At 70.9% G+C, this 23,953-nt stretch carries 18 protein-coding genes; 6 read left to right on the forward strand and 12 right to left on the reverse strand.

Annotated elements, in window-relative coordinates:
- Positions 1-5: 5 nt before the first annotated feature.
- From ABT186_RS37180 to ABT186_RS37205, 6 genes are all read right to left on the reverse strand, one after another.
- A complete protein-coding gene (locus ABT186_RS37180; protein WP_351928865.1) occupies positions 6-1,130 on the reverse strand; it encodes a TIGR03364 family FAD-dependent oxidoreductase in 1,125 nt (374 codons plus the stop codon).
- Between the two features lie 252 nt (positions 1,131-1,382).
- Entirely contained in the window at positions 1,383-2,138 is a 756-nt protein-coding gene (locus ABT186_RS37185; RefSeq protein WP_351228697.1) for a GntR family transcriptional regulator, read from the reverse strand.
- A 414-nt stretch (positions 2,139-2,552) separates the two neighbouring features.
- Positions 2,553-4,187, reverse strand: coding sequence for a protein kinase domain-containing protein (locus ABT186_RS37190; RefSeq protein WP_502973445.1), 1,635 nt, complete (start codon positions 4,185-4,187; stop codon positions 2,553-2,555).
- A 393-nt stretch (positions 4,188-4,580) separates the two neighbouring features.
- Positions 4,581-6,185, reverse strand: coding sequence for an MFS transporter (locus tag ABT186_RS37195; RefSeq protein WP_351228701.1), 1,605 nt, complete (start codon positions 6,183-6,185; stop codon positions 4,581-4,583).
- A gap of 223 nt (positions 6,186-6,408) precedes the next feature.
- Positions 6,409-7,284, reverse strand: coding sequence for a PaaX family transcriptional regulator (locus tag ABT186_RS37200; protein WP_351228703.1), 876 nt, complete (start codon positions 7,282-7,284; stop codon positions 6,409-6,411).
- Between the two features lie 684 nt (positions 7,285-7,968).
- Entirely contained in the window at positions 7,969-8,649 is a 681-nt protein-coding gene (locus ABT186_RS37205) for a class I SAM-dependent DNA methyltransferase (protein WP_351928869.1), read from the reverse strand.
- A gap of 233 nt (positions 8,650-8,882) precedes the next feature.
- Here ABT186_RS37205 and ABT186_RS37210 point away from each other — a divergent pair, with 233 nt between their 5' ends.
- A complete protein-coding gene (locus tag ABT186_RS37210; RefSeq protein WP_351928871.1) occupies positions 8,883-9,710 on the forward strand; it encodes a shikimate dehydrogenase family protein in 828 nt (275 codons plus the stop codon).
- 331 nt (positions 9,711-10,041) lie between these two features.
- Positions 10,042-11,430 carry a class II 3-deoxy-7-phosphoheptulonate synthase gene (locus tag ABT186_RS37215; RefSeq protein WP_351228709.1) on the forward strand — a complete coding sequence of 463 codons (1,389 nt, stop codon included), beginning with the start codon at positions 10,042-10,044 and terminating at the stop codon, positions 11,428-11,430.
- Positions 11,431-11,558: 128 nt separating this feature from the next.
- Here the strand turns inward: ABT186_RS37215 and ABT186_RS37220 are convergent, their stop codons facing one another.
- Complete coding sequence (locus tag ABT186_RS37220) at positions 11,559-12,839, reverse strand: acyltransferase family protein (RefSeq protein ID WP_351236168.1); 1,281 nt, start codon at positions 12,837-12,839, stop codon at positions 11,559-11,561.
- 268 nt (positions 12,840-13,107) lie between these two features.
- Here ABT186_RS37220 and ABT186_RS37225 point away from each other — a divergent pair, with 268 nt between their 5' ends.
- From ABT186_RS37225 to ABT186_RS37240, 4 genes are all read left to right on the forward strand, one after another.
- Positions 13,108-14,604 carry an FAD-binding oxidoreductase gene (locus ABT186_RS37225; protein WP_351928873.1) on the forward strand — a complete coding sequence of 499 codons (1,497 nt, stop codon included), beginning with the start codon at positions 13,108-13,110 and terminating at the stop codon, positions 14,602-14,604.
- A 133-nt stretch (positions 14,605-14,737) separates the two neighbouring features.
- Entirely contained in the window at positions 14,738-15,934 is a 1,197-nt protein-coding gene (locus tag ABT186_RS37230; protein WP_351928875.1) for a cytochrome P450, read from the forward strand.
- Positions 15,935-15,939: 5 nt separating this feature from the next.
- Positions 15,940-16,161 (forward strand): ferredoxin, encoded by a 222-nt coding sequence (locus ABT186_RS37235; protein WP_351236163.1) that lies wholly within the window; start codon positions 15,940-15,942, stop codon positions 16,159-16,161.
- Positions 16,162-16,201: 40 nt separating this feature from the next.
- Positions 16,202-17,005 carry a DUF2306 domain-containing protein gene (locus tag ABT186_RS37240; protein WP_351236161.1) on the forward strand — a complete coding sequence of 268 codons (804 nt, stop codon included), beginning with the start codon at positions 16,202-16,204 and terminating at the stop codon, positions 17,003-17,005.
- A gap of 606 nt (positions 17,006-17,611) precedes the next feature.
- Here ABT186_RS37240 and ABT186_RS37245 read toward each other — a convergent pair.
- The 5 genes from ABT186_RS37245 to ABT186_RS37265 form a co-directional block, all read right to left on the reverse strand.
- Positions 17,612-18,712 (reverse strand): Gfo/Idh/MocA family protein, encoded by a 1,101-nt coding sequence (locus tag ABT186_RS37245; protein ID WP_351928877.1) that lies wholly within the window; start codon positions 18,710-18,712, stop codon positions 17,612-17,614.
- 169 nt (positions 18,713-18,881) lie between these two features.
- Positions 18,882-20,369, reverse strand: coding sequence for an MFS transporter (locus ABT186_RS37250; protein WP_351236157.1), 1,488 nt, complete (start codon positions 20,367-20,369; stop codon positions 18,882-18,884).
- Between the two features lie 165 nt (positions 20,370-20,534).
- A complete protein-coding gene (gene mhpA / locus ABT186_RS37255) occupies positions 20,535-22,160 on the reverse strand; it encodes a bifunctional 3-(3-hydroxy-phenyl)propionate/3-hydroxycinnamic acid hydroxylase MhpA (RefSeq protein WP_351928879.1) in 1,626 nt (541 codons plus the stop codon).
- Between the two features lie 15 nt (positions 22,161-22,175).
- The gene (locus ABT186_RS37260) at positions 22,176-22,970 is read right to left on the reverse strand and encodes an arylamine N-acetyltransferase family protein (protein WP_351928881.1); all 795 of its coding nucleotides are present in this window, start codon (positions 22,968-22,970) and stop codon (positions 22,176-22,178) included.
- 48 nt (positions 22,971-23,018) lie between these two features.
- Positions 23,019-23,953 (reverse strand): acyltransferase domain-containing protein (locus ABT186_RS37265; protein ID WP_351928883.1); only part of this gene is annotated, 935 nt, incomplete at its 5' end.

The raw sequence follows: 23,953 nt of genomic DNA on the forward strand, positions 1-23,953 counted from the left end.
TAGTGTCACCAGCCCAGTTGCTCTGCGGTCGTCTCGGCTATCGCGGGTGAGCAGGTCATGCCGCGCCCACCGGGCCCGGTGACCAGCCACACCCCGTCGCTCACCTGCTGACGGTGCACCAGCCGGCCCGGCTCGGTGCACTGCGCGTACACCCCGGCCCAGCGGCGCCGGATCCTCGGCAGCGGGCGCCCGAGGAGGGACTCGACGACCTCGGTGAGGTGCTCGTAGGGGTCCTGAAGGGTGTCGAAGGCGAAGGGGTGCTCGTACTCGTGGGTGTCGCCGATGGTCAGGGAGCCGTCGGCGCGCTGCACCATGAGCAACTGCATCCTGTGCGCGGCGGCGGTCTCCGGCTGCGGCTGCCGGGCGTTGAGCTCGTCCAGCGCGGGGGACGCGTACGCGGGGTAGTAGCGGAAGCTGTCGGCGTCCGCGACAGAGGTGGGCAGCGGCTCGCCCAGCGGGTCGGTCTGCATCATCTGCAGCCGGACCCGGCGCACGGGCAGTTCGGGCCCGGCGAGTTCGCGGACCAGTCCGCCGAGCCAGGCTCCGGTGCACAGCACGACCGCGTCGGCGGTGTGCACATCGCCGTGGTCGTCGCGGACGGCGCCGGCGCCGACGACCTCACGGACCTCGCGGCCCGGCAGGAAGGTGTAGTTCGGGGACTTGAGCAGCTCGGCGCGCAGGGCGAGTTGGGCGGTACGGGGCTCGACGGCGGCGTCGCGCTCGCAGTACAGGGCGGCGCTGAACTCGCCGCGCAGGGCGGGGTTCAGGGCGCGCGCCTCGTCGGGCGTCAGCAGCTTGTAGCCACGGGCGGCGGCATCCGCGCGGGCCATGGCGGCTTCGGCGACGCCGAGTTCGAGGGGCCCGCGGACGGGGGTCAGGGACCCGTTGGCCCGGAAGCCGAGGGCCGGCACCCGTCGGCCGGTCTCTTCCCACAGCTCCCGCGCCCGCAGGGCGGTTTCCAGCTCCTCCCCGCCCGCTCGGCCGCTCACCCAGATCTGCCCGAAGTTGCGCAACGAGGCGCCGCGAGCCTCCGCCTCGCGCTCGATCTGTACGACCTTGTGGCCGCGCTCCACTGCTTGCCAGGCGTGCATGGTGCCCACCACGCCTGCTCCGACGACTGTCACTCTCACGGCGCTCACGCTCCTCGGGATCGGGGAACCGAAAGGGTCCGGTTGCCAACCAGAGCGTGAAGGACCCATCACGTTTGGACTAGACCCGTTATCTTTTTGTGATATTTGCCTGGAGTGTCGGGGAAGGCGATCTCAACCCATGACGTGCGCCGTGAATCAGCCCATGACGTGCGCCGTGAATCAGCCCTTGACGTGCGCGGTGAATCAGCCCTTGAGGTGCGCGGTGAATCAGCCCTTGAGGTGCGCGGTGAATCAGCCCTTGAGGTGCGCGGTGAAGGAGAACCGGTCCCCGCGGTACAGGGACCGCACCCGCTCCAGCGGCTGCCCCGCCGTGTCCCTCGACACCCGGTGGATCAGCAGCATCGGCAGGGCGGGCGGGGTGCCGATGAGGAGGGCCTCGCGCGGGGTGGCGAGCACGGTCTCGAGGCGCTCGTCGGCGTCGCCGAAGGCGATGCCCTGGGCGTGCAGGTAGGCGTAGAAGGAGGAGTCGGGGTCGAAGTCGGTGTCCAGGCGCGGCACCCTGGCCACGGCGACGTACGTGCTCTCCAGGCCGACCCGCTCGTCGTCGGCGAGCAGCACGCGCTCCAGATGCCACACCGGCTCGCCGCGCGTGAGGCCGGTCTCGGCGGCCAGCGCCTCGGGGCAGGGGAAGCGGTCGAGGGTGACGAGCGTACGGCCGGGGGTGCGGCCCTGCCGCCGTACGCCCTCGGTGTAGCTCGCCAGTGACAGCGGCTGGGCCAGCTTGGGCCCGGCGACGACCGTCCCCCGCCCCTGCCGGCGCAGCTTCCCCTCCAGCACCAGCTCGCGCAGCGCCTGCCGCACGGTCTCTCTCGCCGCCCCGTACTGCTGGGACAGGTCGCGCTCGGTCGGGATGAGTTTGCCCTCCCCCAGCTCGTCGATGAGGTGGTCGATCTGCGCCTTCACCGCGTAGTACTTCGGGATGCGGCCGTGCTCCGGGATGCCGGAGCGGACGGGGGCGCCAGGGGCCTGGTCGTTCGGGTGGTCCACGGAGGGATCGTCGCAGACAGGGGGTGCGGGGGCGGGAGCGGGCCGTGGGGAGTGCGGCGGTCGGCGGCTCGGCTGCGCCTGTGCGTCACGAGCGGGACGCCGATGCGGGGCGAGCTCCTGGTCGGAACCGGGATCGTGCCGGGGGCCGGGTTCGGAGGTGCGGGTGGGACCGGTGCCGGTGCCGATGCCGAAGCGGCAGTCGTCGGACTGGCCGAACCGGTCGCCGTCGTCGCCGTGGCGCTGGACGACGCCCGCGTTTGTTCTTCAGGGCCCTGCCCAAAGGAGCGGACCTCCACCACCACCTGTCGGGCGCGGCAACCACCGAGCTGTGCGCCGGGGACCGCCTCGGTGACCCCGCACCCGGCCACCGCTGTGCGCGGTTCCTCTCGTCCTCCGGACGCTCCCCTGATGAGATCACTCCGCGCTGCGCAGCGCCGTCCAGGTCTCTTGGCCCACGATGCCGTCCACGTCCAGCCCCTTGTCGCTCTGGAAGCTGCGCACCGCGGATGCCGTTCCGGAGCCGAATTCGCCGTCCGCGCCGGTGCTTCCCACGCCGTACCCACGCTTCGTGAGCATGCACTGCACCTGCAGTACGCGTTTGCCGCTGTCTCCCTGGTGTGTGCGTCCGTTGCCGGAGTAGTAGGTGCAGTCGGAGATCCAGGGCGGAGTCGAGGGCTCCGGGGGAGGGCTGCCCGGGGAGGACGGAGAGGCGTCGGCCGACGCGACGGGCTTGGTGGCGGGAGCGGAGGGGGCGTTTCGGTGGCTGTTGCCGTCGGAGCCGGAGACCTCAGTACGTGACGCGTCGCCGTCCGCGCTGACGGAGCCGCCCGCATCCTTGCCGGACCCGCCCCGGGCAGATGTCCCGTTCGGCCTCGGTGAGAAGGCGGCAGCGCCCGGCATGGCACCGGCGGCGGTCCTGGTACCGGCCCCCGGGGAGGAAGCGGTCGGCGGTGAGTCCCGATGAGTGATCACGAAGATCCCCGCGGCCACCGCGCAGAGGGTGAGGACCGCGGCGATGGCCCGGACCTGCTTCCTCCGTGCCCAGGTGCGGGCTCCTGCCGCGCGTAACCGCTCCTGCCGTGGGACGGCGGAGGGATCCGCTGTCTCCATCCGGGGTCCGATGCCGGCCGGAGCGGGTCCGCCGTCTTGTTCGGCCGGGGCCGACGGCGCCGCCTTCGGCCGGTCGGCAGGGGGCCCGAGGCGATCCTTCCGCTCGATGGGGAGGCGGTGCAGCACCTCGTACGCCCGCTGACGAGCCAGCACCTTGCCGCCCAGCGGGCCGGGCCAGTCCGGGGCCCCGGTGTCCGCCCCGGCCGCGTCGATCAGATCCTGCGGGGTGGGCCGCAGCTCGGGCTCCTTGGCCAGGCAGGCGGACAGCAGCGAGCCGAGCGCCGGGTCGGCCGCCGAGAGCTCACCGATCAGCTGCGGATTCGGCTCCTCGAACGCCACCCGGTGCATCACGTCGACACCCGTGCCGTCGCCGAACGGGGCACGCCCCGTCGCCGCGTAGACGAGCGTCCCGGCCAGCGAGAACACATCCGACGCCGTGTCGCTCCGGCCCGTCCTGAGGTGTTCCGGCGACATGTAGGCCGGGGTGCCCACCCGGTTGCCCGTGCCGGTGATCGCACTCGCGTCCGCGGCCTTCGAAATGCCGAAGTCGATCACATGCGCACCCCGGACGGACAGCAGTACGTTGGACGGCTTCAGATCCCGGTGCACGATCCCCGCGGCGGAGAGGTCGGCAAGCGCCCGCCCCAACTCCGCCACCAGCCGCCAGACCGCGGCCGTCTCCAGCGCACCGCCCTCCCGTACGGCATCCGCCAGATCGAGCCCCGGAAGGTACTCGGTGGCCATCCACAGCAGTTCGTCCCGGAAGCCCGTACCGCACAGTCGCGGAGTGTGCGGCGTACGGAGCCGGGCGTGCACCAGCGCCTCACGCTCGAACCGACGCCGGAACCTGACGTCGTCCGCGTACTCCGGCCTGATCACCTTCACCGCGACCAGACCGGGGCTGCCGTCCACCGGGCGCGCCAGATACACCCGTCCCATACCGCCGCTGCCGAGCAGCGCCAGCGGCACATAGGGGCCGACGCGGGCCGGGTCGCCGGGGTGCAGGGGTGAAGCGCCGGTCGCCCGCAGCGCGGCAGCCTCGTTCGTCGCTGATGTCGGTGGCACCGGCCGCCGCTGTTCTGACACGGATCCCCCGAAGTGATGTTCGCCGTATGCCAGTTCGCCCCCAAGAGAAGATGAGGCTAACCCAGCTCCGGCGTGTGTTCAGGGTTTCAATCACTTCCGTCACGCGGGGCACTCGGCATGGCTTGTTCCGGTCCTTCAGCGGTGGTTGGGGAGCATGGGCCCTCAGACGCACACGGACGGTGCCGGTCGGGTCGGACGGCACCGTCCATGTGTTTTTGCGACGTCTTGCGAGGGAGAGGCGCTGTGTCACGCGGCCGTGGGCTCTGCCTCCTTGGTGATGCCCACGACCGCTTCTTCGTCCGCCTCGCCGCGCAGGGCGACGATGCTGAGGAGGCAGCACGCCAGGGCCGCGATGCCGCAGACGATGTAGCCGATCGCGTAGCCGTTGCCGAGGGCCTCCAGGGCGAGCGGTGCCGCGCCCGAGGGCGGTGAGGCGGGGGGTACGGAGTTGACCGCGAGGGGTCCGCCCTCGGCTGCGACCTGGCCTGCCGCCGCCTTGACCTGCGTGCCGAGGCCGGAGGCCGTGAGGTTCCGGGTGAACTCGTCGGCGGCGCGGCTGAGGGCGATCGCCCCGATGACGGCCGGCCCGAGCGTGAAGCCGAAGTCGCGCAACAGGCTCGTCGAGGCGCTGGCCATGCCCGCGTAGTGGACCTCCACCGTGTTGACGGCGGTCGCGGTGATGGAGGAGACCGTGAGTGCGAAGCCGATGCCGACCAGGCCGATGGGGAGGATCAGCGAGGTCAGGGCGCGGTCGTGGACCGACAGCGTGGCGGCCACGAAGTCACCGGCGGCCATCAGTGCCAGACCGGCGCCGAGCACCCAGCGCGGGCTGACCCGTTCCAGGAGCCGGGAGATCAGCGGCATCAGCAGCAGGGTCCAGCAGTTGAGCAGAATGAAGGCGAACGAGCCGCGCAGCGGGCTCTGGTGCTGGATGGGGCCGAGCCGGATGCTGGTCGCATAGGCGGTGCCGAGGTAGCTGAACATGCCGACCACGGCCACGAACGACGCCACCGCGAAGGCCCGGTTGGTGAACAGGTCGAGCCGCAGCAGCGGCGAGGCGGCACGCCGCTCGGCCACGATGAACAGCCCGATGAAGACGGCCGCGACGATGTAGGCGATCACCACCGGCGCCGCGGTCCAGCCGTCCGCCGGTCCCTGGATCACGGCGTAGAGCAGGGCGAACATGCCGATGCCGATGGTGATCTGGCCGGCCAGGTCGAGTGAACGTCCTTCGGGGGCGCTGGAGTTCTGCGCCAGCAGCTGGCTGAGTACGGTGCTGATCAGGGCCAGGCCGGTGACGACGATGAAGGCCCAGCGCCAGGATCCGTAGTTGCCGGTGACTCCGCCGAGGACGGGGGCGATGAATCCGCCGCTGGACAGGGCGGCGGCCCAGATCGTGATCGTACGGGCGCGGTCCCGGGCGGTGTGGGTGCCCGCGGCGATCACCGCGAGGGACGTCGGGAACAGCGCCGCGGCGCCCAGCCCGGCGATGGCCTGGCCGACCCACAGCATGTGGATACCGGTGCTGGAGGCGGCCAGTGCCTCGCCGACGACGAGCAGACCACCGCCGCCGACGAGCAGCCGTTTGCGTCCGAAGAGGTCGCCGAGCACGCCGAAGGTCAGTTCAAGGACGGAGACGGGCAACAGGAACGCGTCCGATATCCAGGTCAGCTGCGAGCCGATCGGGTGCAGGTCCTGCTGGAACAGTCCGTTCAGAGTGGCCGGCATGGCGAGGGCGATCTGGGCCAGGCAGACCGCGAAACAGCCCGCGACGAGGGTGCCGACGGGCAGCCCGCCGGAGGGTGTCCTCTCGAGGGTGGGATCAGGTTGCGTGCGCGTTTCAGTGGACACGTGGGCTCCCCTGTGAGCGGCAGACATGCGGGGCGTGCGCGACGGGCGCGGGATATCGCGATATGTGCGATATATGACGAGATATGCGGAGGCGACGGCGTCGGGAACGCGATGAATGTAGGGCAGTTTTTCAACGACGGTCAATAGAGTGCCCAATGTCGATCGACAGGTGTGTGCCCGGGACGGTGACGGACGTGTTCGCGAGGGGGCCGGGCGGGGACGTTCAGGCGTCGGGGGTGGCGGTGCTGATCACGTCCAGCGTGCGCGCGGCCTCCTGCCGGGCCGGTCCCTCGTAGCGCCGGGCGAGCAGCTGGAACAGTTCCTCCGCACGGGCGGCCGGCCAGTCCTCGGGCAGGTGCTCGGCCGGCAGATGCGGGTCCTGGCGGACCTGGTCCAGCCAGTCGGTGTGCAGCAGCAGCTGCCGTACGAGCGCGTCGGTCACGTCGGCCGTACCGTCGCGGTCCGCGGTTTCGGTCCCGGTCCCGTCTGCGTCCCTCGTCCACCGGGCCAGGAACGCGTCGTAGCCCTTCGCGATGGCCTCGACGTCGAACGCCGTGTGCACCACCGTGCGCGCGTCGGCCGGAGCGACGGCCGTGGCTCCCGTGAAGACCCGCAGACAGGAGTCCAGGCCGAGTCCCGCCACCACCGTGGGCACATCCACCGTGCCGGGCGCCACCCAAAGGCCGTTCTGCAAGGGACCGAAGCCGTTCCACACCAGACGGGACCGCAGATCGTGCCGCTCGCTGCGCCAGGCCTCCGGGAGCGAGAAGCCGACCAGGGTCCAGGTGCCGTCCCAGTCGCGGTTGACCGCGCCGGTCCGCCAGATCCGGTCGTGGCCCTCCTGCAGGACGCGGGCGGCGCGTGGTGTCAGGCCGAAGTACGTCTTGCGGCCACGCCGGTGCCGCTCCAGAAGGCCGCGCTTGACCATCCGGGTGAGCGTCGAGCGCACGGCTTCCTCGGTGATGCCGGCCTGCGCGAAGACCTCGATCAGGCTGCCGGCCGCCAGGGCGGTGTCCCGGCCGAGAACATGGATGCCGAAGAAACTGAGCATCAGCGACTGTGGCCGGGGGGTGCTGCCTGCCTGATCGAAGCTGGTCACGGGCCCAGCCTAGAAGGGTGGCCCGGGAAGAGGGCAGCTGCCCCTGAACTCGGCATCTTCCGAGCGGGCTTCAGGACGGCAAGACAAGACGGCACACGGCGGCGGGGCTGGTCGGTCTGGGGTCGGTCGGTCTGGGGCTGGTGGGTCTGAGGCTGGTCGGTTCGGGGTCGGTCGGTCCGGGCTGGTCGGTCTGGGGCTGGTCGGTCTGGGGCTGGTCGGTCCGGGGCTGGTCGGTCCGGGGCTGGTGGGCCTGGGGCTGGTGGGTCCGGGGTCGGTCGGTCTGGGCCGGTCGGTCTGGGGCTGGTGGGTCCGGGGTCGGTCGGTCTGGGTCGGTCGGTCTGGGGCTGGTGGGTCCGGGGCTGGTCGGTCTGGGGCTGGTCGGTCTGGGGCTGGTCGGTCTGAGGCTGGTCGGTCTGGGGTCGGTCTGTCTGAGGCCGGGCGCCCCTCGTACTGCCGTCCCACGGATATTCCGTGGGGGTACGGTCGCCGGGCGCGGGTGACTGCTGCGAGGCCTGGCCGGCGCGTGGGGGCGAGGGAGCGGGGCGTGGCGGCGACCCCGGGGGAGCGGCATGCTGTCCGGCCCTGGCAGCGTGGCTGCCGGGGCCTTCATGGGCTCCGTGGTGCTTGGTCACGGGTATTGCTTCCGTCGGTGTGGGCCCGTGCCGCGGCGGGGCCCGGGCGTCCTCAGCCGCGCCGTCTGCAGCACACGAAGATCTGCTCCTCGGGCTGCACGTCCACGGTCGCGGGTGCGTACGTGTACGAGCACTCGTCGACGATCTCGAAGCCTGCCGCCTCGACCACCTCGTGCAGTTCGTCCCGCAGATAGCCGGACACCCGGATGGTCCTTCCGATGAACGGGATCGAGAAGTCGTCCACGTCGGCCTCCACCATCGACAGTACGAACAGGCCGTGGGGAACCAGCAGATGGCGTACGGTCCCCAGAGCCAGGGGGATCTCGGCGCGCGGCAGCATGAGCAGCGAGAAGAAGGCCGCGACCGCATCGAAACGGCCGACGTCACAGGGGCCTCCGGGCCGCAGGTCCGCGATGTCCGCCTGGTGGAACACCGCACCGGGGACATGCTCGCGGGCCAGTGCGACCATCCCGCCCGACAGGTCGACGCCGACGACTTCGAAGCCCGCCTCCGTGAGCCGGCGCGCGGTCGGGAGGCCGGTGCCGCACCCCAGGTCCAGCACCCGTGACCCGGTCGGCAGGGACCCGATGAGCCACTCGACGGCTGCGACCTGCCCGTCCTTGTGGGGGAAGGCCTCGTCGTACCGGTTGCCGATGGCGTCGAAGGCCTCGGCCTGACCCGTGCGGTCGAGCCGTATCTGCGAGTAATCGAGCTTGTCGGCGGGGTTGCTCACGAAGAATCTCCCTTTGGCCCGACTCCTGGTGTGATTTTTCCATAAGTCGTGCGGCCTGGATATGTGCTCGTGTGGCCTACGGCTTGTTATTGCATATCGATCCTGACAACTGCGGCAATAAGTCGTCAGGGGGGCGTCAGGGGATGTCGGGTGAGGGGCGCCGCCCTACTGTCTTCCTGTCTTCCCGGCGCGAGTCCACTGCGCCGGCCTCACCACAGGACGGGGAGAGTGCCATGGAGTTGCGTCGCGCCCCGGGGCGTGGTCCGGACGTGGACGCCGTGACCGTCAGCGGTACGACTCGTCTGTACGCGGTGCTCGGCGACCCGGTGGCACAGGTGCGGGCGCCGGCGTTGCTCAACCCGCTGTTCGCCCGGCTCGGCCGGGATGCGGTCCTGGTGCCGGTCGAGGTGCGGCCGGCCCAACTGCCGGAAGTCCTACGGGGCTTGATGGCCGTACGCAATCTGGACGGACTCCTGGTCACGGTCCCGCACAAGAACGCCTGCCGCGAACTCGCCGACTCGGTCACCGAGGCCGCGGCGCTCAGCGGCTCGGTCAACGCCATGCGGCGGGTGCCGGGCGGGGGCTGGCAGGGCGCGAACTTCGACGGGGAGGGCTTCGTACGGGGCCTGCGCGCGGCCGGACACGAGCCGCGCGGCGCGACGGTGTGTCTGGCGGGGGCGGGAGGCGCCGGTTCCGCGATTGCGGTGGCGTTGTTGCAGGCGGGCGCGCACGTCAGCGTCTGGGATGCCGACGCGAGCCGCGCGGCGGCACTGCGGGACCGGCTTGCTCCGCACTTCCCGGGCCGTATCGTCGCCTCCGCCGGCCACGTCGACGCGGACCTCGCGGTCAACGCCACGCCGATGGGCCTGCTGCCCGACGACCCACTGCCCTTCGACCCGACCGCGCTGCGGGCAGGCACGCTGGTGTCCGACATCATCATGAAGCCCCGGAACACGGCGTTGCTGCGCACGGCGGGTGAGGCGGGGCTCGCGATCCACTACGGGGAGCCGATGCTGGCGCAACAGATCACGCTGTACCGGGAGTTCTTCGGACTGGGGTGAGGCCGTGGTCCTGGACGGAGGTCGTGGGCCGAGGTCAGTCGGAGAGCGGTCCGTCTCCGGCCGGAGCCGGGCCAGGCGGAAGACCTGGTTGTCGGCCGGGAGAGGGTCTTGCCGGTCAGGCGGAGGTCTTCGCTGTCGGCCGGGCGGTGGTCTCTGCTGTCGGCGGGGCCGCCCCGGTGGTCGGTCGTGGCGCCGCTGCGGCCCGCTCGGCGGCGCGGTGTCGATCCGGGCGCCGCGCCGTGGCCGGGCGCCCTCGACCCTCGCAGGTGATGGGCACCCGGTTACCACCGAGTGGCCTGGTGCGGGCCGTGCCCTGCCTACCGTCCTGCACATGCCTCCACTCATACAGACCATCGGCGCGGCGCGCTCCGCCGCCCTCCCCGCCGCCGTGGCCGGGCGGGTGGCCGACGCGCTCGCCAGGCCCGCGGCCCAGCAGCCCGAGTACCCGGACCCGGTGCGCGTCGCCGAGGTGCGTGCCTCGCTGGAGCGGCTGCCGTCGCTCGTCCTGCCGGGCGAGGTCGACCGGCTGCGCCGGCGGCTCGCCGACGTCGCCCACGGGCACGCGTTCCTGCTGCACGGCGGGGACTGCGCCGAGACCTTCGAGGGCAATACCGAGGATCACGTACGCGCCAACATCCGTACGCTGCTGCAGATGGCCGTCGTCCTGACGTACGGAGCGAGCCTGCCCGTGGTGAAGGTCGCGCGGATCGCCGGGCAGTACGCCAAGCCCCGCTCGAAGTCCGCCGACGAGCTGCACCTGCCCGTCTACCGCGGCGACATCGTCAACTCCGCCGAGCCCACCCCCGCCGCCCGGATCCCCGACCCGGGTCGCATGCTCGAGGCGTACGCCCATGCCGGCGCCAGCCTCAATCACGTCCGCGCGATGACCGACTCCGGTATGGCGGACCTGAACCGTGTGCAGGGCTGGAACCTCGACTTCATCCAGGCCTCGCCGGCGGGCGAACGCTACCGCGCCCTCGCCGCCGAGATCGACAGCGGTCTGCGCTTCATGAAGGCGTGCAAGGCGGACCACCGCGCCCTGCACACCACCGAGGTGTACGCGGCCCACGAGGCGCTGCTCCTCGACTACGAGCGGGCCATGCTGCGCAACGTCGTCGAGGAGGACACCGGCCGCGAGGCGCTGTACGGCCTGTCCGGGCACTACCTGTGGATCGGCGAGCGCACCCGCGCCCTGGACGGCGCCCATATCGCCCTCGCCGCGCAACTCGCCAACCCCATCGGCCTGAAGATCGGACCCGGTACGACTCCCGAGCAGGCCGTCGAGTACGTCCAGCGGCTCGACCCCGACCGGATACCCGGCCGGCTCACGCTGATCTCCCGTATGGGCCGCGGCCTCGTCCGCGAAGTCCTGCCGCCCATCGTGGAGAAGGTCACCGCGCTCGGCCACCGCGTCGTCTGGCAGTGCGACCCGATGCACGGCAACACCCACGAGACGGCAAGCGGTTACAAGTCCCGCCACTTCGACGACATCCTCGACGAGGTGCGCGGCTTCTTCGAGGTGCACCGCGCGCTCGGCACCCACCCGGGCGGGCTGCACGTGGAGCTCACCGGCGACCCGGTCACCGAGTGCCTCGGCGGTGCCTGCGAGCTCGACGACACCTCGCTCGTGGCCCGCTACGAGACCCTCTGCGACCCACGGCTCAACCCAGAACAGTCCGTCGAACTTGCCTTCCTCGTCGCTGAGTTGATGCGCGGATGACCGTTCTGCGACGGCGATGGCGTGGACCTCGGCATACGGCTGGGCGGCGGGCACGGCAGGTGCCGCGCCCGCCGCAGGGGGGACCCTCCGTACCCGGGCGGGGGAATGGACGGGTACGAAGGGGGTCTTCAGGAGGAGCGGACGGAGCTCTGCCCCACGGGTGGCGCGGTCTGCGCCGCAGGAGCGGCAGGCGTGCTCCCGGCCATGGCGGCGGTCCCTGCGACCTGCGCGGCCGTCCGCTCCGGGCCGAGGCCCCCGGAACGGCGGGACTTGCTCAAGTACCGCATCGCCGGGGTTTCCACGAAGGCGTAGAGGATCCAGCCGCCGAGCAGCGTCGCCGCGAACATGCCGATCATCACCAGGATCGCCACCGGCGTGCTGAACTGTCCGTTGCCGAGCAGCGCCTGGCGGCCCCAGAAAATGACCACGCCCTGGCACAGATAGAAGCCGAAGGACACATTGCCGAGCCACACCAGGACCCGGCCGTCGAGGTGCGTGCGTACCCCGCGCACGTCGGCGTCGGCCACGGAGGCGATCGCGACCCCGAACGGGACGATGGTCGCCGAGACGAAGTTGAACGGCGCGGGCACGTACATCGCCGCGGCGTAGCCGGCCACCAGCAGCGCCACCACCCACACGGCGCGGATGCGTGGCCAGCGGTCCGCGATCACGATCCGGGCGAGCAGCATCCCGAGCACGAACTCGAACATCCGCATGGGCGGGAACGTGTAGTTGAACCAGTTCTGCGTCGGGGAGAGCGGAATCACCGGCAGCCGCGGGGTGTCCGGGAGCAGCTGGGTCGTCACCGCACCGACGCCGACCGTCGCCGCCACCATGGCACCCGCCCACCACCACAGGCGCTCCTCCCTGATGCGCCGCACGGCGAGCAGCAGCAGCGGGAACGACATGTAGAAGAGGAATTCCGAGCAGAGCGACCAGGACGGCGCGTTCACGCTCATCTGCACCGTGAACTTGTCGATCCATGAATTCACCAGGAACAGATTCGGAAGCCAGGTGCTCATCGGTGTGTAGGCGGATGCGAAGAGAATCATCGCGGCCGCCCACATCACCACATGGTTGGGGAAGATCTTCACGATCCGGCGACGCCAGTACGCGGTGACCCGCTCCCCGGGTTTCACCGACCATGTGATGACGAATCCGCTCAGCAGGAAGAAGAAGGAAACCCCGAGATAACCTGCCGGTCCGAAGAACTTCAGCAGTCCCTGTGCGATCGACTTGTCGGCGAACGGATTGACCGGACCGGTGGGGTCGACGGGTCCGATCGGCTGCAGCGCATGGATGAAGAACACGAGGAGCGCGGCGAAGAAACGCATGCCCGTCAGGGACGGAAGTGCTTTTCGGTTGCGTATGTGCGGGCCGGAATCCAGATCCGGCATGGTAGCGGTCACGGTGTTCTCCCGATTCTCCCTGGGCGGTGAATTCAGATGACTGCGGTGGGGGTGGCTGGACAGGGAGCCTAGGAGGAGCCGGGAGCCGGTGACACCCGTAGATTTCCCCTATTGGGCGCCATGTATGAAATCAGGGGGGTGTCAGGGGAATTCAGTTCCGGCCCGCTGCCCATAGTGTTCTCGCGTATTCTCGGCTTCTCGGCTTCTCGGCTTCACGGCTTCATCGCATTCGGTGACCGCTCTGCCCCCCCCAATGACCGGAGGAAACATGCTCGATCGAAGGAACCTGCTCCGTGCCGGCGGCGTCCTCGCCGCGTCGGCGGCGGCGGGGTCGGCCGTCACGAAGTCGGCGTCCGCCGCCATCCGGGCGGCCGGCTCCACCCCTGACTGGCAGGGGCTGCGCGCGGCGATCAGCGGCGATGTCGTCCTGCCCGGCGACGCCTCGTACGACACCGCCAAGAAGCTGGCCATCGGCGAGTTCGACAACCTGGCCCCGCGGGGCATCGTGTACGCCGAGAACGCCAAGGACGTCCAGGCGGCCGTACGCTTCGCCCGGGACAACGGCATCAAGCCCCGGGTGCGCAGCGGCGGCCACAACTTCCTCGGCTGGTCCTCCGGAGAGCTGATCCTCGACGTACGCCGCATCAACCATGTCAGCGGCGGCGGCTCCCCGACCGTGCACGTCGGTCCCGGCACCTGGAGCATCGAGGCGCTGAACGCGCTGAAGCCGCACAACCAGCAGCTGGTCACGGGGACCTGCCACGACGTAGCGGTCGGCGGCTTCGTGTCCGGAGGCGGCCTCGGTTTCCAGAGCCGCGGCTTCGGCGTCGGCTCCGACCGGCTCGTCTCCGCCAAGGTGGTGCTCGCCGACGGCCGCCTGGTGACCGCGAGCGAGGTCTCCAACCCCGACCTGTTCTGGGCGCTGCGCGGCAGCGGCGGCGGGAACTTCGGCGTCGTCGTCGACTTCGAGATCCGGCCGATCTCCGCGCCGCGCATGGTGTTCTACGAGCAGACGTGGGACTGGGCGGACGCCGAGAAGTTCCTCACCGTCTGGCAGGAGTGGTACGTCACCACCCCGCGTGAGTCCAACGGCCAGGTCATCGTCATCCAGCCGGACGCGGGCTCCGGAAACCCGCCGGTCATCCTCCAGCAGGGCGCCTACTACGGCACCAAGCAGCAGGCCGACGCCGGGCTCGCACAACTCGCCTCGCTCGTGGGGGCGAAGCCCGCGACCAGCAGGGTCCTCGACCTGGCCTTCGACGAGGGCATGCAGTACGTGTACGGACTCGCCGAGGGCGGCTCCCACCCGCGCACCCAGTGGCAGCGCATGCGGGCCCGCCTGGTCGGCAGGCCGCTCGGCGCGGCCGGCACCGCCGCGGCGCTCAGGGCGTACGAGGCCGAACCGCGCTCCGGGCAGACCCGCTACCTCAGCTTCATGGGCCTCGGCGGAGCCGTCGGCGACCACGCGCCGGGCGACACCGCGTTCGTCCACCGCGACGCGTTCTTCCACGTCGGCTACGGCGTGGCCCTGGGCACCGCCACACCGAGCGAGGAGGAGTCCGGCGCCGCCGTGGACTGGGCCACCAAGGGCTTCACCGTCATCGACCCGCTGTCCGACGGACAGTCGTACATCAACTTCCCCGACCAGTACCTCGGCGGCTGGCAGAACGCCTACTACGGCGCCAACTACGACCGCCTGAAGGCGCTCAAGCGGGCCTACGACCCGTACCGGCTGTTCGACTTCCCGCGCGCCATCGGCAACTGACGGTCCCTCGCATCACCCCATCACAGCCACCTTTCACACATCTTGCGGAAGAAAGGGCGACCCTCCGATGACGGTCACCGACCACGCCAGCAACCGGCCCGGCGAAGCCGCAACGCCGCCGCCCGGATGCCCCATGCACCAGGTGCTGAACTACCCCTTCGGCGAGCCCGAGGCCACCGATCTGCACCCCAAGTACGCCGAGGTGCGCGCCGAGCAGGCCCTCACCCGCGTCAACATGCAGTACGGCGGCGAGGCCTGGCTCGCCACCCGGCACGCCGACATCAAGACCGTCCTCGCCGACCCGCGCTTCAGCCGCGCCGCCACCGTCGGCAAGGACGTGCCGCGAGTGCGCAAGGCGTACGAGGAGCAGAACATCGTCTCCATGGACGACCCCGAGCACGCGCGGCTGCGCAAGCTCGTCGCCAAGGCGTTCACCGTGCGCCGTGTGGAGCAGATACGCCCGCGTGCACAGGAGATCGCCGACGAACTCCTCGACAAGCTGCTCGCGTCCGAGGACAACACCGGCGACCTGGCCGCCCAGTACGCCTGGATGCTGCCGATCACCGTGATCTGCGAGATGCTCGCCGTGCCACTGGAGGACCACTACAAGTTCCGCGGCTGGATCGACACCTGGCTGACGATCGGCAACGAGCACACGCTCGAGGAGATGAACGAGGCACGCTTCGAGAAGCTGCCCGAGTACATGTCCTCACTGATCGCCCAGCGGCGCGCCCGGCCCGGCGACGACCTGCTGTCCGCGCTCGTCGCCGCCCGCGACGAGGAGGACCGGCTCAGCGAGGAAGAGCTGATCACGATGTCGATCGCGCTCCTCGCGACCGGCCACCACACCACCGCGAACCAGCTCGCCAACCACCTCTACATCCTGCTGAGCCGGCGCGAGGAGTGGGAGCGCCTGGTCGCCGCGCCGGAGCTGCTGCCCACCGCCATCGAGGAACTGCTGCGTGTCACCCCGCTCAGCCCGTACTCGGAGAACACCCGTATCGCCGTCGAGGACATCGAGATCGGCGGACAGCTGGTGAAGGCCGGAGAGGCCGTCATGGTCTTCCCCGCGGTCGCCAACCGCGACCCGCGCGTCTTCGAACGCCCCGAGGAGCTCGACCTCACCCGCGGCCACAACCCGCACATCGCCTTCGGCCACGGCATCCACCACTGCCTGGGCGCGCCGCTCGCCCGGCTCGAACTCCAGGTCGCGCTCAGCACGTTGCTGCGCCGGGTGCCGGGCCTGGAACTGGCCGTGCCGGCCGCCGAGGTGCCCTGGAAGCGCGACCACGTGGTGCGCGGTGTCGCCGCGCTGCCCGTGCGGTGGTGACCGCCGTGACCTGGCAGATCGAGGTCGACCGGCGCTCCTGCATGGGCGCCGGGCTGTGCAACGGCACGCTGCCGGACCGGTTCCGTCTCGTCGGCGGCAAGGCGCAGCCGGTCGAGTCCAGCATCGAGCCCGACGAGGACGTGCTCGACGCCGCGGACTACTGCCCCTACCGGGCCATCCACATCACCGACCAGGCAACGGGCGAAGCCCTGGTTGCCACGGACTGACCCGGTCCCGGACGGACTCGGGGACGGACAGGAGAACGGCGTGACGATCACGACGACGGAGCGGGGCCGGTCCCCGGGCGACGAGGCGGGCCCCCGCCGCACGGCCGACGGCCAGGACGCGGCGCCGCGCTGGTGGCGGCGTCCCTGGGTGGGTCCGCTGGCACTGGTGGTGGCGGTGTTCCTGGTCATGGGCATCCCGCGCTACCTCACCTTCGACCCGGCCAAGTCCAAGATCCCGCCGAACCCGCAGTACCCCTGGCACTACCCCGTGCTGGTGGTGCACGTGCTGTGCGGCACGGTCGCCATCGTGACCTGCTGTCTGCAGGTGTGGCCGGCGCTGCGCGCGCACTGTCCGAAGGTGCACCGCATCAGCGGACGGCTGTACGTGGCCGCGGGCGTCCTGCCGGGCGGCCTTGCAGGCCTCGCGGTGGCCTACGCGAGCCCGTCTGGTCTGTCGATGCAGATGAGCACCATGACGACGTCGGTGCTGTGGATCGGCACGGCCGTGGCGGGCTTTCGCATGGCGCGGCAGGGCCGCCTCGCCGACCATCGCCGCTGGATGGTGCGCAGCTTCGCGCTCACCTTGTCGATCGTCGTGAGCCGTGTCCTCGGCGTGGTCTACGACCACACGATCCTGCCCCCGCCCCACACCCAGGACGTGGCGACCCTGATCGCCTGGGGCCAGGAACGCGCCGGCCTCGCATCCTGGCCGGGCTGGATCCTGCCGCTGCTCATCGCGGAGTGGTGGCTGATCGAGCGGGGCGCAGGAGCACGCCACCGCGCCCGTGAGGCTCGCCGGAACACCGCGCAGCGTGTGAACGCGGCGAAGGCCGCGAATACCTGAGGGCCGCGAAGCCCGGAGAGGCCGAAGCCCGCGCTGCGGGCTCCGGCCTCTTGGGCCTGGCGCCCTCTCAGACCTGGCGGGCTGTCGGCCTGCCGGGCTTTGGGGCGCGTCCCGCGGCTGTGTGGCCTGGCGGCCTGGCGGCCTGGCGGCCTGGCGGCCTGGCGGCCTGGCGGCCTGTGGCCGGCGGCCTGCGGCCTGGTGGCCTGGTGGCCTGCGGCTTGGCGGCTTGGCGGCTTGGCGGCTTGGCGGCCTGCGGCCTGGCGGCCTGCGGCTGCGGCCTGGCGGGCTTTGTGGTTGGTGTCGCGCGGCTGTGTGGCTCTCAGACCTGCGGCTTGTGGTCCCCCGGGCCTGCGGCCTGCGGCCTGTGGTCTGGTGGTCTGGCGGCTTGCGGCCCCCGGGTCTGCGGCCCCCGGGTCTGCGGCCCCGGGCTTGCGGCCCCGGGCTTGCGGCCCCGGGCTTGCGGCCTGGCGGCTTGTGGCTCGTGGCTGCGTGGTTCTGGTCAGCTCGGAGGCCTGGCACTGCGGGACTGTCGGCCTCGTGAGTACAACGCTGGGGCCGCCTCCCGGAACGAACGGGAGGCGGCCCCAAGATGTGGGCGTACGGACGTCAGCAGGTGAGTCGCTCTCGGACGCCCTGTTCCGCCGATGACTTGATCGCGTCCAGCAAGCGGTGCGTGCGGGCCGCCGTCGAGAAGTCCGGTGCGAACGGGGCGCCCGTGCGGATCGCCGTCGCCAGGTCCGTGTACACCTGGGCTACGTTGCTCACCGGGGACGGGGGACCCGGCAGCAGGGGGCGGTAGGTGTCGGGGACGGGGACCTCCACCGCGGGCGAGCCGTTTGCCGTCGCGTGCGTCAGCGTGAACTGCGGGCCGACCAGCGAGTCGTCCGAGGAGACCAGGACGAGGCGTCCCGCCCGCCCGTGCACCTCGATGCGGAAGCCGTCACCGCGTGGCCCGCCCGTCATGAAGTGCGCCGACGCCGCCGCACCGGACTCCAGCAGCCCGCCCGCCACGATCTGGTCGGGCGACGTCACCTCGATCTCCCGGCCCGTCTCCTCCATCGTGATGCGGTCGATCCGCGTCGTCAGCGTCGCCGACACCTCGGTGAAGTTCCCGACGGCGTACTGGAACATGTCCAGCGAGTGGCCGCCCACCACCGCCACGTGGTTGACGCCCTTGGTCTTGTCGAACAGCGCCGCATACCGCTGAGACCACACCTCGGGCGTGGACAGCGAGTACAGCAGGGAGGCCGAGAGGACCTCGCCGATCAGGCCCTGCGCCAGCAGGTCCCGCAGCAGTCGTACGGCCGGATGGTGCCTGCTCTGCAGACCCACCGCGTGCTGCACGCCGGCCGCCCGCGCCGCCGTCTCGAACCGCTGTGCGGTCGGCGCGTCCAGGGCCAGCGGCCACTCGCTGTACACGTGCTTGCCCGCCGCGATCGCCGCCTCCACCAGGCCGTCACGCTGCGGCAGTTGGACGGCGATCGTGACAAGGTCGACGTCCGGGTCGGCCATCAGGGCGCGGGCGTCGGCGTAGGCGTTCCGGGCGCCCCACACCCCGGCCGCCGCCCGCGCCGACTCCTCACTGGTGCCGGCGACCGCGGTGACCTCGAAGTCGTCGAGCGCCGACAGCGCCGGCAGATGGATGCCACGGCCCCACCCCCGCTCGGCGTGTGCGCCGACGACTCCCACTCGGATCCTGTCCGCCACGGTTGATACCTCTCGTTCAGTGTTCGGTGCGTTCGGTGCGTTCGGTGCGTTCGGTGCGTTCGGTGCGTTCAGTGCGTGGCTACTGTGCTTCGTTGAGAACCTGGCATACGCGTCGGAGCGTGACCGGGAAATGCCGATCCCGGTCACGCTCCGACCCAGTGACGTGACGTCAGGACGTCGTCGCCGTCCCGGCGGGAGCACCCGCGGCCGGTGCGTCCGCCACGGCCTCCGTCCCGGCGGGCGCCGGCTGCTTCGCGTCCCTGAGTACGAAGAACGTCACGAACCACGCCACGAACACGAACGCGGCCGCGCACAGGAACGCCAGGCTGTACCCGTCGCGCAGCGCCTGCACCTCGGGCCTTCCCTGGCCGAGGAGCGAGTTGCTGTGCGACGTGGCGACCGTCGCGAGGACCGCGAGGCCGACCGCCGCGCCCGCCTGCTGGGCGGTGTTGTTCAGACCGGAGGCCAGACCCGCGTCCTCGGGCTGTGCGCCCGACATGGCCCGCATGATGACCGACGGGACGGTCAGACCCATGCCGAGGCCCTGGATGACCAGCGTCGGCGCGATGTCGATCCAGTATTTGCCGTCGACGGGGGCCCGGCTGAGCCACACCAGACCGACACCGAGGAACAGCAGACCGGTCAGCAGCACCCGGCGGGTGCCGTAGCGCGCGGTGAGCTTCGCCGTGAAGAACAGCGACATCGTGCCGATCACCAGCGGGGCAGGCAGGAAGGCGAGGCCGGTCTGCATCGAGTCGAAGCCCAGCACCCGCTGGAGGTAGAGGGCGTTGAGGAACTGGAAGCCGAAACCGGCCGAGAAGACCAGCACCACCGCGATGTTGGCGCCGACGATCTCCCGGCTGCGGAAGATCCGCAGCGCGAGCAGCGGACGCCGGGCCGTGGCCTGCCGCCAGACGAACGCCGCGAGCAGCAGCACCGACACCAGGCCGTACAGGGACAGCTGCCCGGCGCTGAACTTGTCCTCGGACACCTGCGAGATGGTGAACACGCCCAGCGACAGACCGGCCGTGACCAGGACCGCGCCGATCGCGTCGGCGCCCGCCCTCAGGCCGAGACCCGGGTGCTCGGCCAGCAGCTTCAGGCCCGCGAGGAGGGTGACCGCGCCGATCGGCAGGTTGATCAGGAACACCCAGTGCCAGCCGAACGTGTCGGTGATGACGCCGCCCGCGATCAGGCCGAGCGCACCGCCGCCCGCGGACACGAAGCTGTAGATGCCCATCGCCTTGGCCTGCTCGTTCGGCTCCGGGAACAGGCCGACGATCATTCCGAGCACCACGGCGGACGCCAGCGCGGCGCCGACGCCCTGCAGGAACCGGCCCGCGATCAGCATCTCGGGACTGCCCGCGACACCGCACACCAGCGAGGCGGCGGTGAAGGTGACCAGACCGCTGAGGAACACCTTCTTCGTGCCGATCAGATCGCCGAGCCGGCCCGACAGCAGCAGCAGTCCGGCGAAGGCGATGAGGTAGGAGTTCACCACCCAGGACAGGCCGCTCTGGGAGAAGCCGAGCCCGTTCTGGATGGTCGGAAGAGCGACCGTGACGATCGTCCCGTCAAGGATGATCATCAACTGCATCGCGCAGAGGATGGTGAGCGCGAGGCCGCGCGAGGCGGCCTGTGCTTTCGGGGGGGTCATCACTCACTTCTTTCGTCGTCACATCGTGATCAGGTCTCGGACCGAGGGCTCACCGCCGGCGCGCCTTCACTCGCGCCCGCGCGTGGATCAAGTACGCCACGCCGGGGGCCACCGTCCGGCAACCGCGCGGTAATCGCGCAGGTCGGAGGGGGTTCGCGGGGGATCTCACGCGGGCTCCAGGGCGGGCTGGAGGGCGTGGTGCAACGCGTCCACGAGCTCACCGGCCGCGGCCGCGTCGCCCGCCGCCCCGTACACGTATGTGTCGGGCCGTACGAGCACGCTGCGGGCCGCAATGCCATCGAGGTAGGCGCGGAAGCCGCCCTCGACGTCGACCACGCTGCCCGCGGGGGCCGCCGTCGGGTCGGTGCCGGCGGGCAACAGCCGTACGAGGCGGGCCCCGAGCGACTCCAGGAACGTCAATTGCCCGCTGTCGAGCACCTGTTGGGGGTCGTCGAGGGACGCGAAGACGAAACCGCGGCCCACGACCTCGTCGAACAGGTCCTCCACCGAGCCGGTCGCGACCCGCGGCTGAGGCATCTGGTCGCCCGCACCGCGCCGCCTGCGGCCCTTCTCGTCGCGCCACACCAGGCCCTTGGTGAGCGGCTGGAACGGCGACTGCTGCGGCCGCGCCAGTTTGCGCTCGCGGGCCGCGATCATCACCGCGTCCCGGTCGGCGGCGGCCTTGGGGTCGGTCTGGCAGATCACCTTGCCGAGGTTCACCGACATCCCGATGGCGTGCTGCACATGCGCCCGCCGCTCCTCGGCGTACGTGTCCAGCAGCGCGTCGTCGGCCCGCCCGGCGAGCACCAGGTCCAGTTTCCAGGCGAGGTTGGTGACGTCACGGAACCCGGAACTCATGCCCTGGCCCGCGAACGGCGGCATCAGATGCGCCGCGTCACCGGCGATCAACAGCCGCCCCGAGCGCCACTGCCTGGCGGTCGCGGCCTGGAACGTGTACACCGCGTGCCGCTCCATCAACCCGTCGTCCGGGGTGATCCCGCACTGCCCGAGCAGCCGCCACGCCGTCTCGCGGTTGTCCATGTCCGCGCTGCGTTCGCCGGGCAGCAGCATGAACTCCCAGCGCCGGTGCCCCGGGCCCGCCGACACCTGGGTGCGCGGCCGGGCCGGATCGCAGATCTGCAGGTTGTTCGGCACGAACTCGCGCCGGTCGTGGAGCACCAGGTCGCAGATCAGCCACTCGTGGTGGAAGCCCAGATCGTCGAAGTCGGAGCCGATCGCGCGGCGCACAAAGCTGTTCGCGCCGTCACAGCCGACGACCCACCGGCCGCGCAGCCGCCGCCGCACACCGTCGTCGCCCGCCACGTCGAGTACGGCCCCGTCGTCGGTCCCCGACAGTTCCACGGCCTCGTATCCCCGCAGGACGGTGAGGTTCGGCAATTGCTTGCCGTACGCGATCAGCGCCTCCTCCAGGCCCGGCTGGTACATGGAGGTCGACTCCGGCCAGCCGTTGCGCCCGTGCACCTCGGCGGCGTCGATGTAGAGCAGGTCACGGCCCTCGCCGTTGCGCCACATGTAGTCGCCGGACGGCTCGCCGACCGCCGCCAGGTGGTCCGCGACCCCGGCCGCGGCCAGGATGCGGGCTGCCTCGCCGTCGAACGCCACCGCGCGGGGCATCGTGTACGGCCTCGGGTGCCGCTCCACGGCGATCACGCGCCGGCCGCGCCGCGCCATCAGGTTCGCCAGCACCTGGCCCACGGGCCCGTACCCGACGATCAGCAGGTCCGCCACGTCGTCGGGCCACCAGTGGTGGCCGGCAGCCGTTGCCGTCATCGTGTTGCCCTCCCCTCAGGCGGCCGCGGACGGGGCCCGCAGCAGGATGTCGTCGAGTACGGCGTCGAAGTCGTCCTTCTTGACCAGGACCCGCACCCGTTCACGGCCGTCCTCGACGATCAGCAGACGGCGGCCGGTCAGCGTCATCTGACCGTTCTCCAGGGCCCGTCCGCGGATGTACGTCACATGGGCGGCGAGCATCTCCGCATACGCGTCGAGGGCCGGGTTGTCGGCGTCCAGCCACTCGGAGAACTTGCGCGGCCTGAGCAGGAAGCGGTGGATGACGCCCCATTCGCCGTCGCGCGGCCGGCGCTCGAGGTAGTGGAAGCTGTCGTCGCCCTCCAGGACCCGGAACTCGGTCCCGTACTGCTCCTGGGGTTCCTCCGACACCCGCACCGGCTCGATCAGCGACGGGCCCGAGTAGCCGACGTCCGCCAGATACCACTCGCCGTCGATCCGCACGCCGTTGAACAGGTGCTCCATCTCCGGCCCGTACGAGCCGTCCGGCCCGCGCACCCCGGCGGAGAACACGACAACCTCGAACCCGAGCCGGGTCAGCAGGGCACGGAACAGTCCGTTGAGCTCGTAGCAGACCCCGCCGCGCCCGCCGACGATCACCTCTTTGTAGACGGCGTCGACGTCGATATCCACGCCCGCCCAAATCGCCGTGCCCCGCGCCTCGTTGAGGAAGTTGTCGAACGGCACGGTCATCAGGTGACTCTTGTGCAGCCGTCGTAGCGTCTCCAGAGTGGGGGCCGGCCGGGGGCCGCTGTGGCCGAGCTTTGCCAGATAGTGGTCGATGTCGAACATCGCTTGATTCGTTCCCTTCGCGGTGTGGTCGGGTTCGGTCGGCGGGGCTCAGGCGTGCTCGGCGGCCGGCACGGCCACCTCGCCGAGCAGGTACTCGGCGAGCAGCCCGGGTGTGGGCTGGTCGAACAGGAGCATCACCGGCAGCTCGGTGCCGATGGCGGTGGCGAGCCGGTTGCGCAGCTCGACCGCCGTCAGCGAGTTGAAGCCGATGTCGAAGAACGCCTCGTCGTCGTCGATCGCGTCGGCGTCGGCGTGCCCGAGGACGGCGGCGGTCTCGGCACGCACCAGGTCGAGGAGCGCCTGGGCACGCTCGTCGGCGTCCAGCGCGGCAAGGCGTTCGATGAAGGTCTCCTGGTCCTGTACGTCGGTGGCCATGTCGCTCTCCTGGTAGAGGGTTTCGAGATCGTCGGGTGCCGGGCCCGAGGGCCGGCGCTGCTCCAGCCAGTAGTGGCGGTGCTGGAAGGCGTAGGTGGGAAGGGCCGCGGCCACCCCCGCGTCGAGACCGGAGGAGTGGCCGAGCAGACCGCGCCAGTCGACGTCCACGCCGCGCACGTACAGCTCGGCGAGCGAGGTCGCGAACCGCTCGGGCCCGCCGTCGTTGCGCCGCAGCGTCCCCACGACGACGGACGGCGACCCGGGCCGTCCCTCGACGGTCTCGCGTATCGCCGTGGTCAGGACGGGGTGGGCGCTGATCTCGACGAAGGTGCGGTGGTTGTCGTGGATGAGGGCTTGGATGGATTGGGCGAAGCGGACTTGGTGGCGGAGGTTGTCGTACCAGTAGGTGGCGTTGAGGGGGGTGGTGTGGTCGAGCCAGGCCGCTTTGTAGGTGGAGTACATGGGGATCTGGGGTGGCTGGGGTTGCAGTCCGTCCAGGAGGTGGGCGAGTTGGGTTTGGATGTGTTCGACGTGGGTGGTGTGGGAGGCGTAGTCGACGGGGATTTTGCGGGCGCGGATGCCTTGTTGGTTTGCGGTTTCGTGGAGGT

This window comes from Streptomyces sp. NPDC001634 (assembly GCF_040298185.1).
GTDB lineage: Bacteria > Actinomycetota > Actinomycetes > Streptomycetales > Streptomycetaceae > Streptomyces.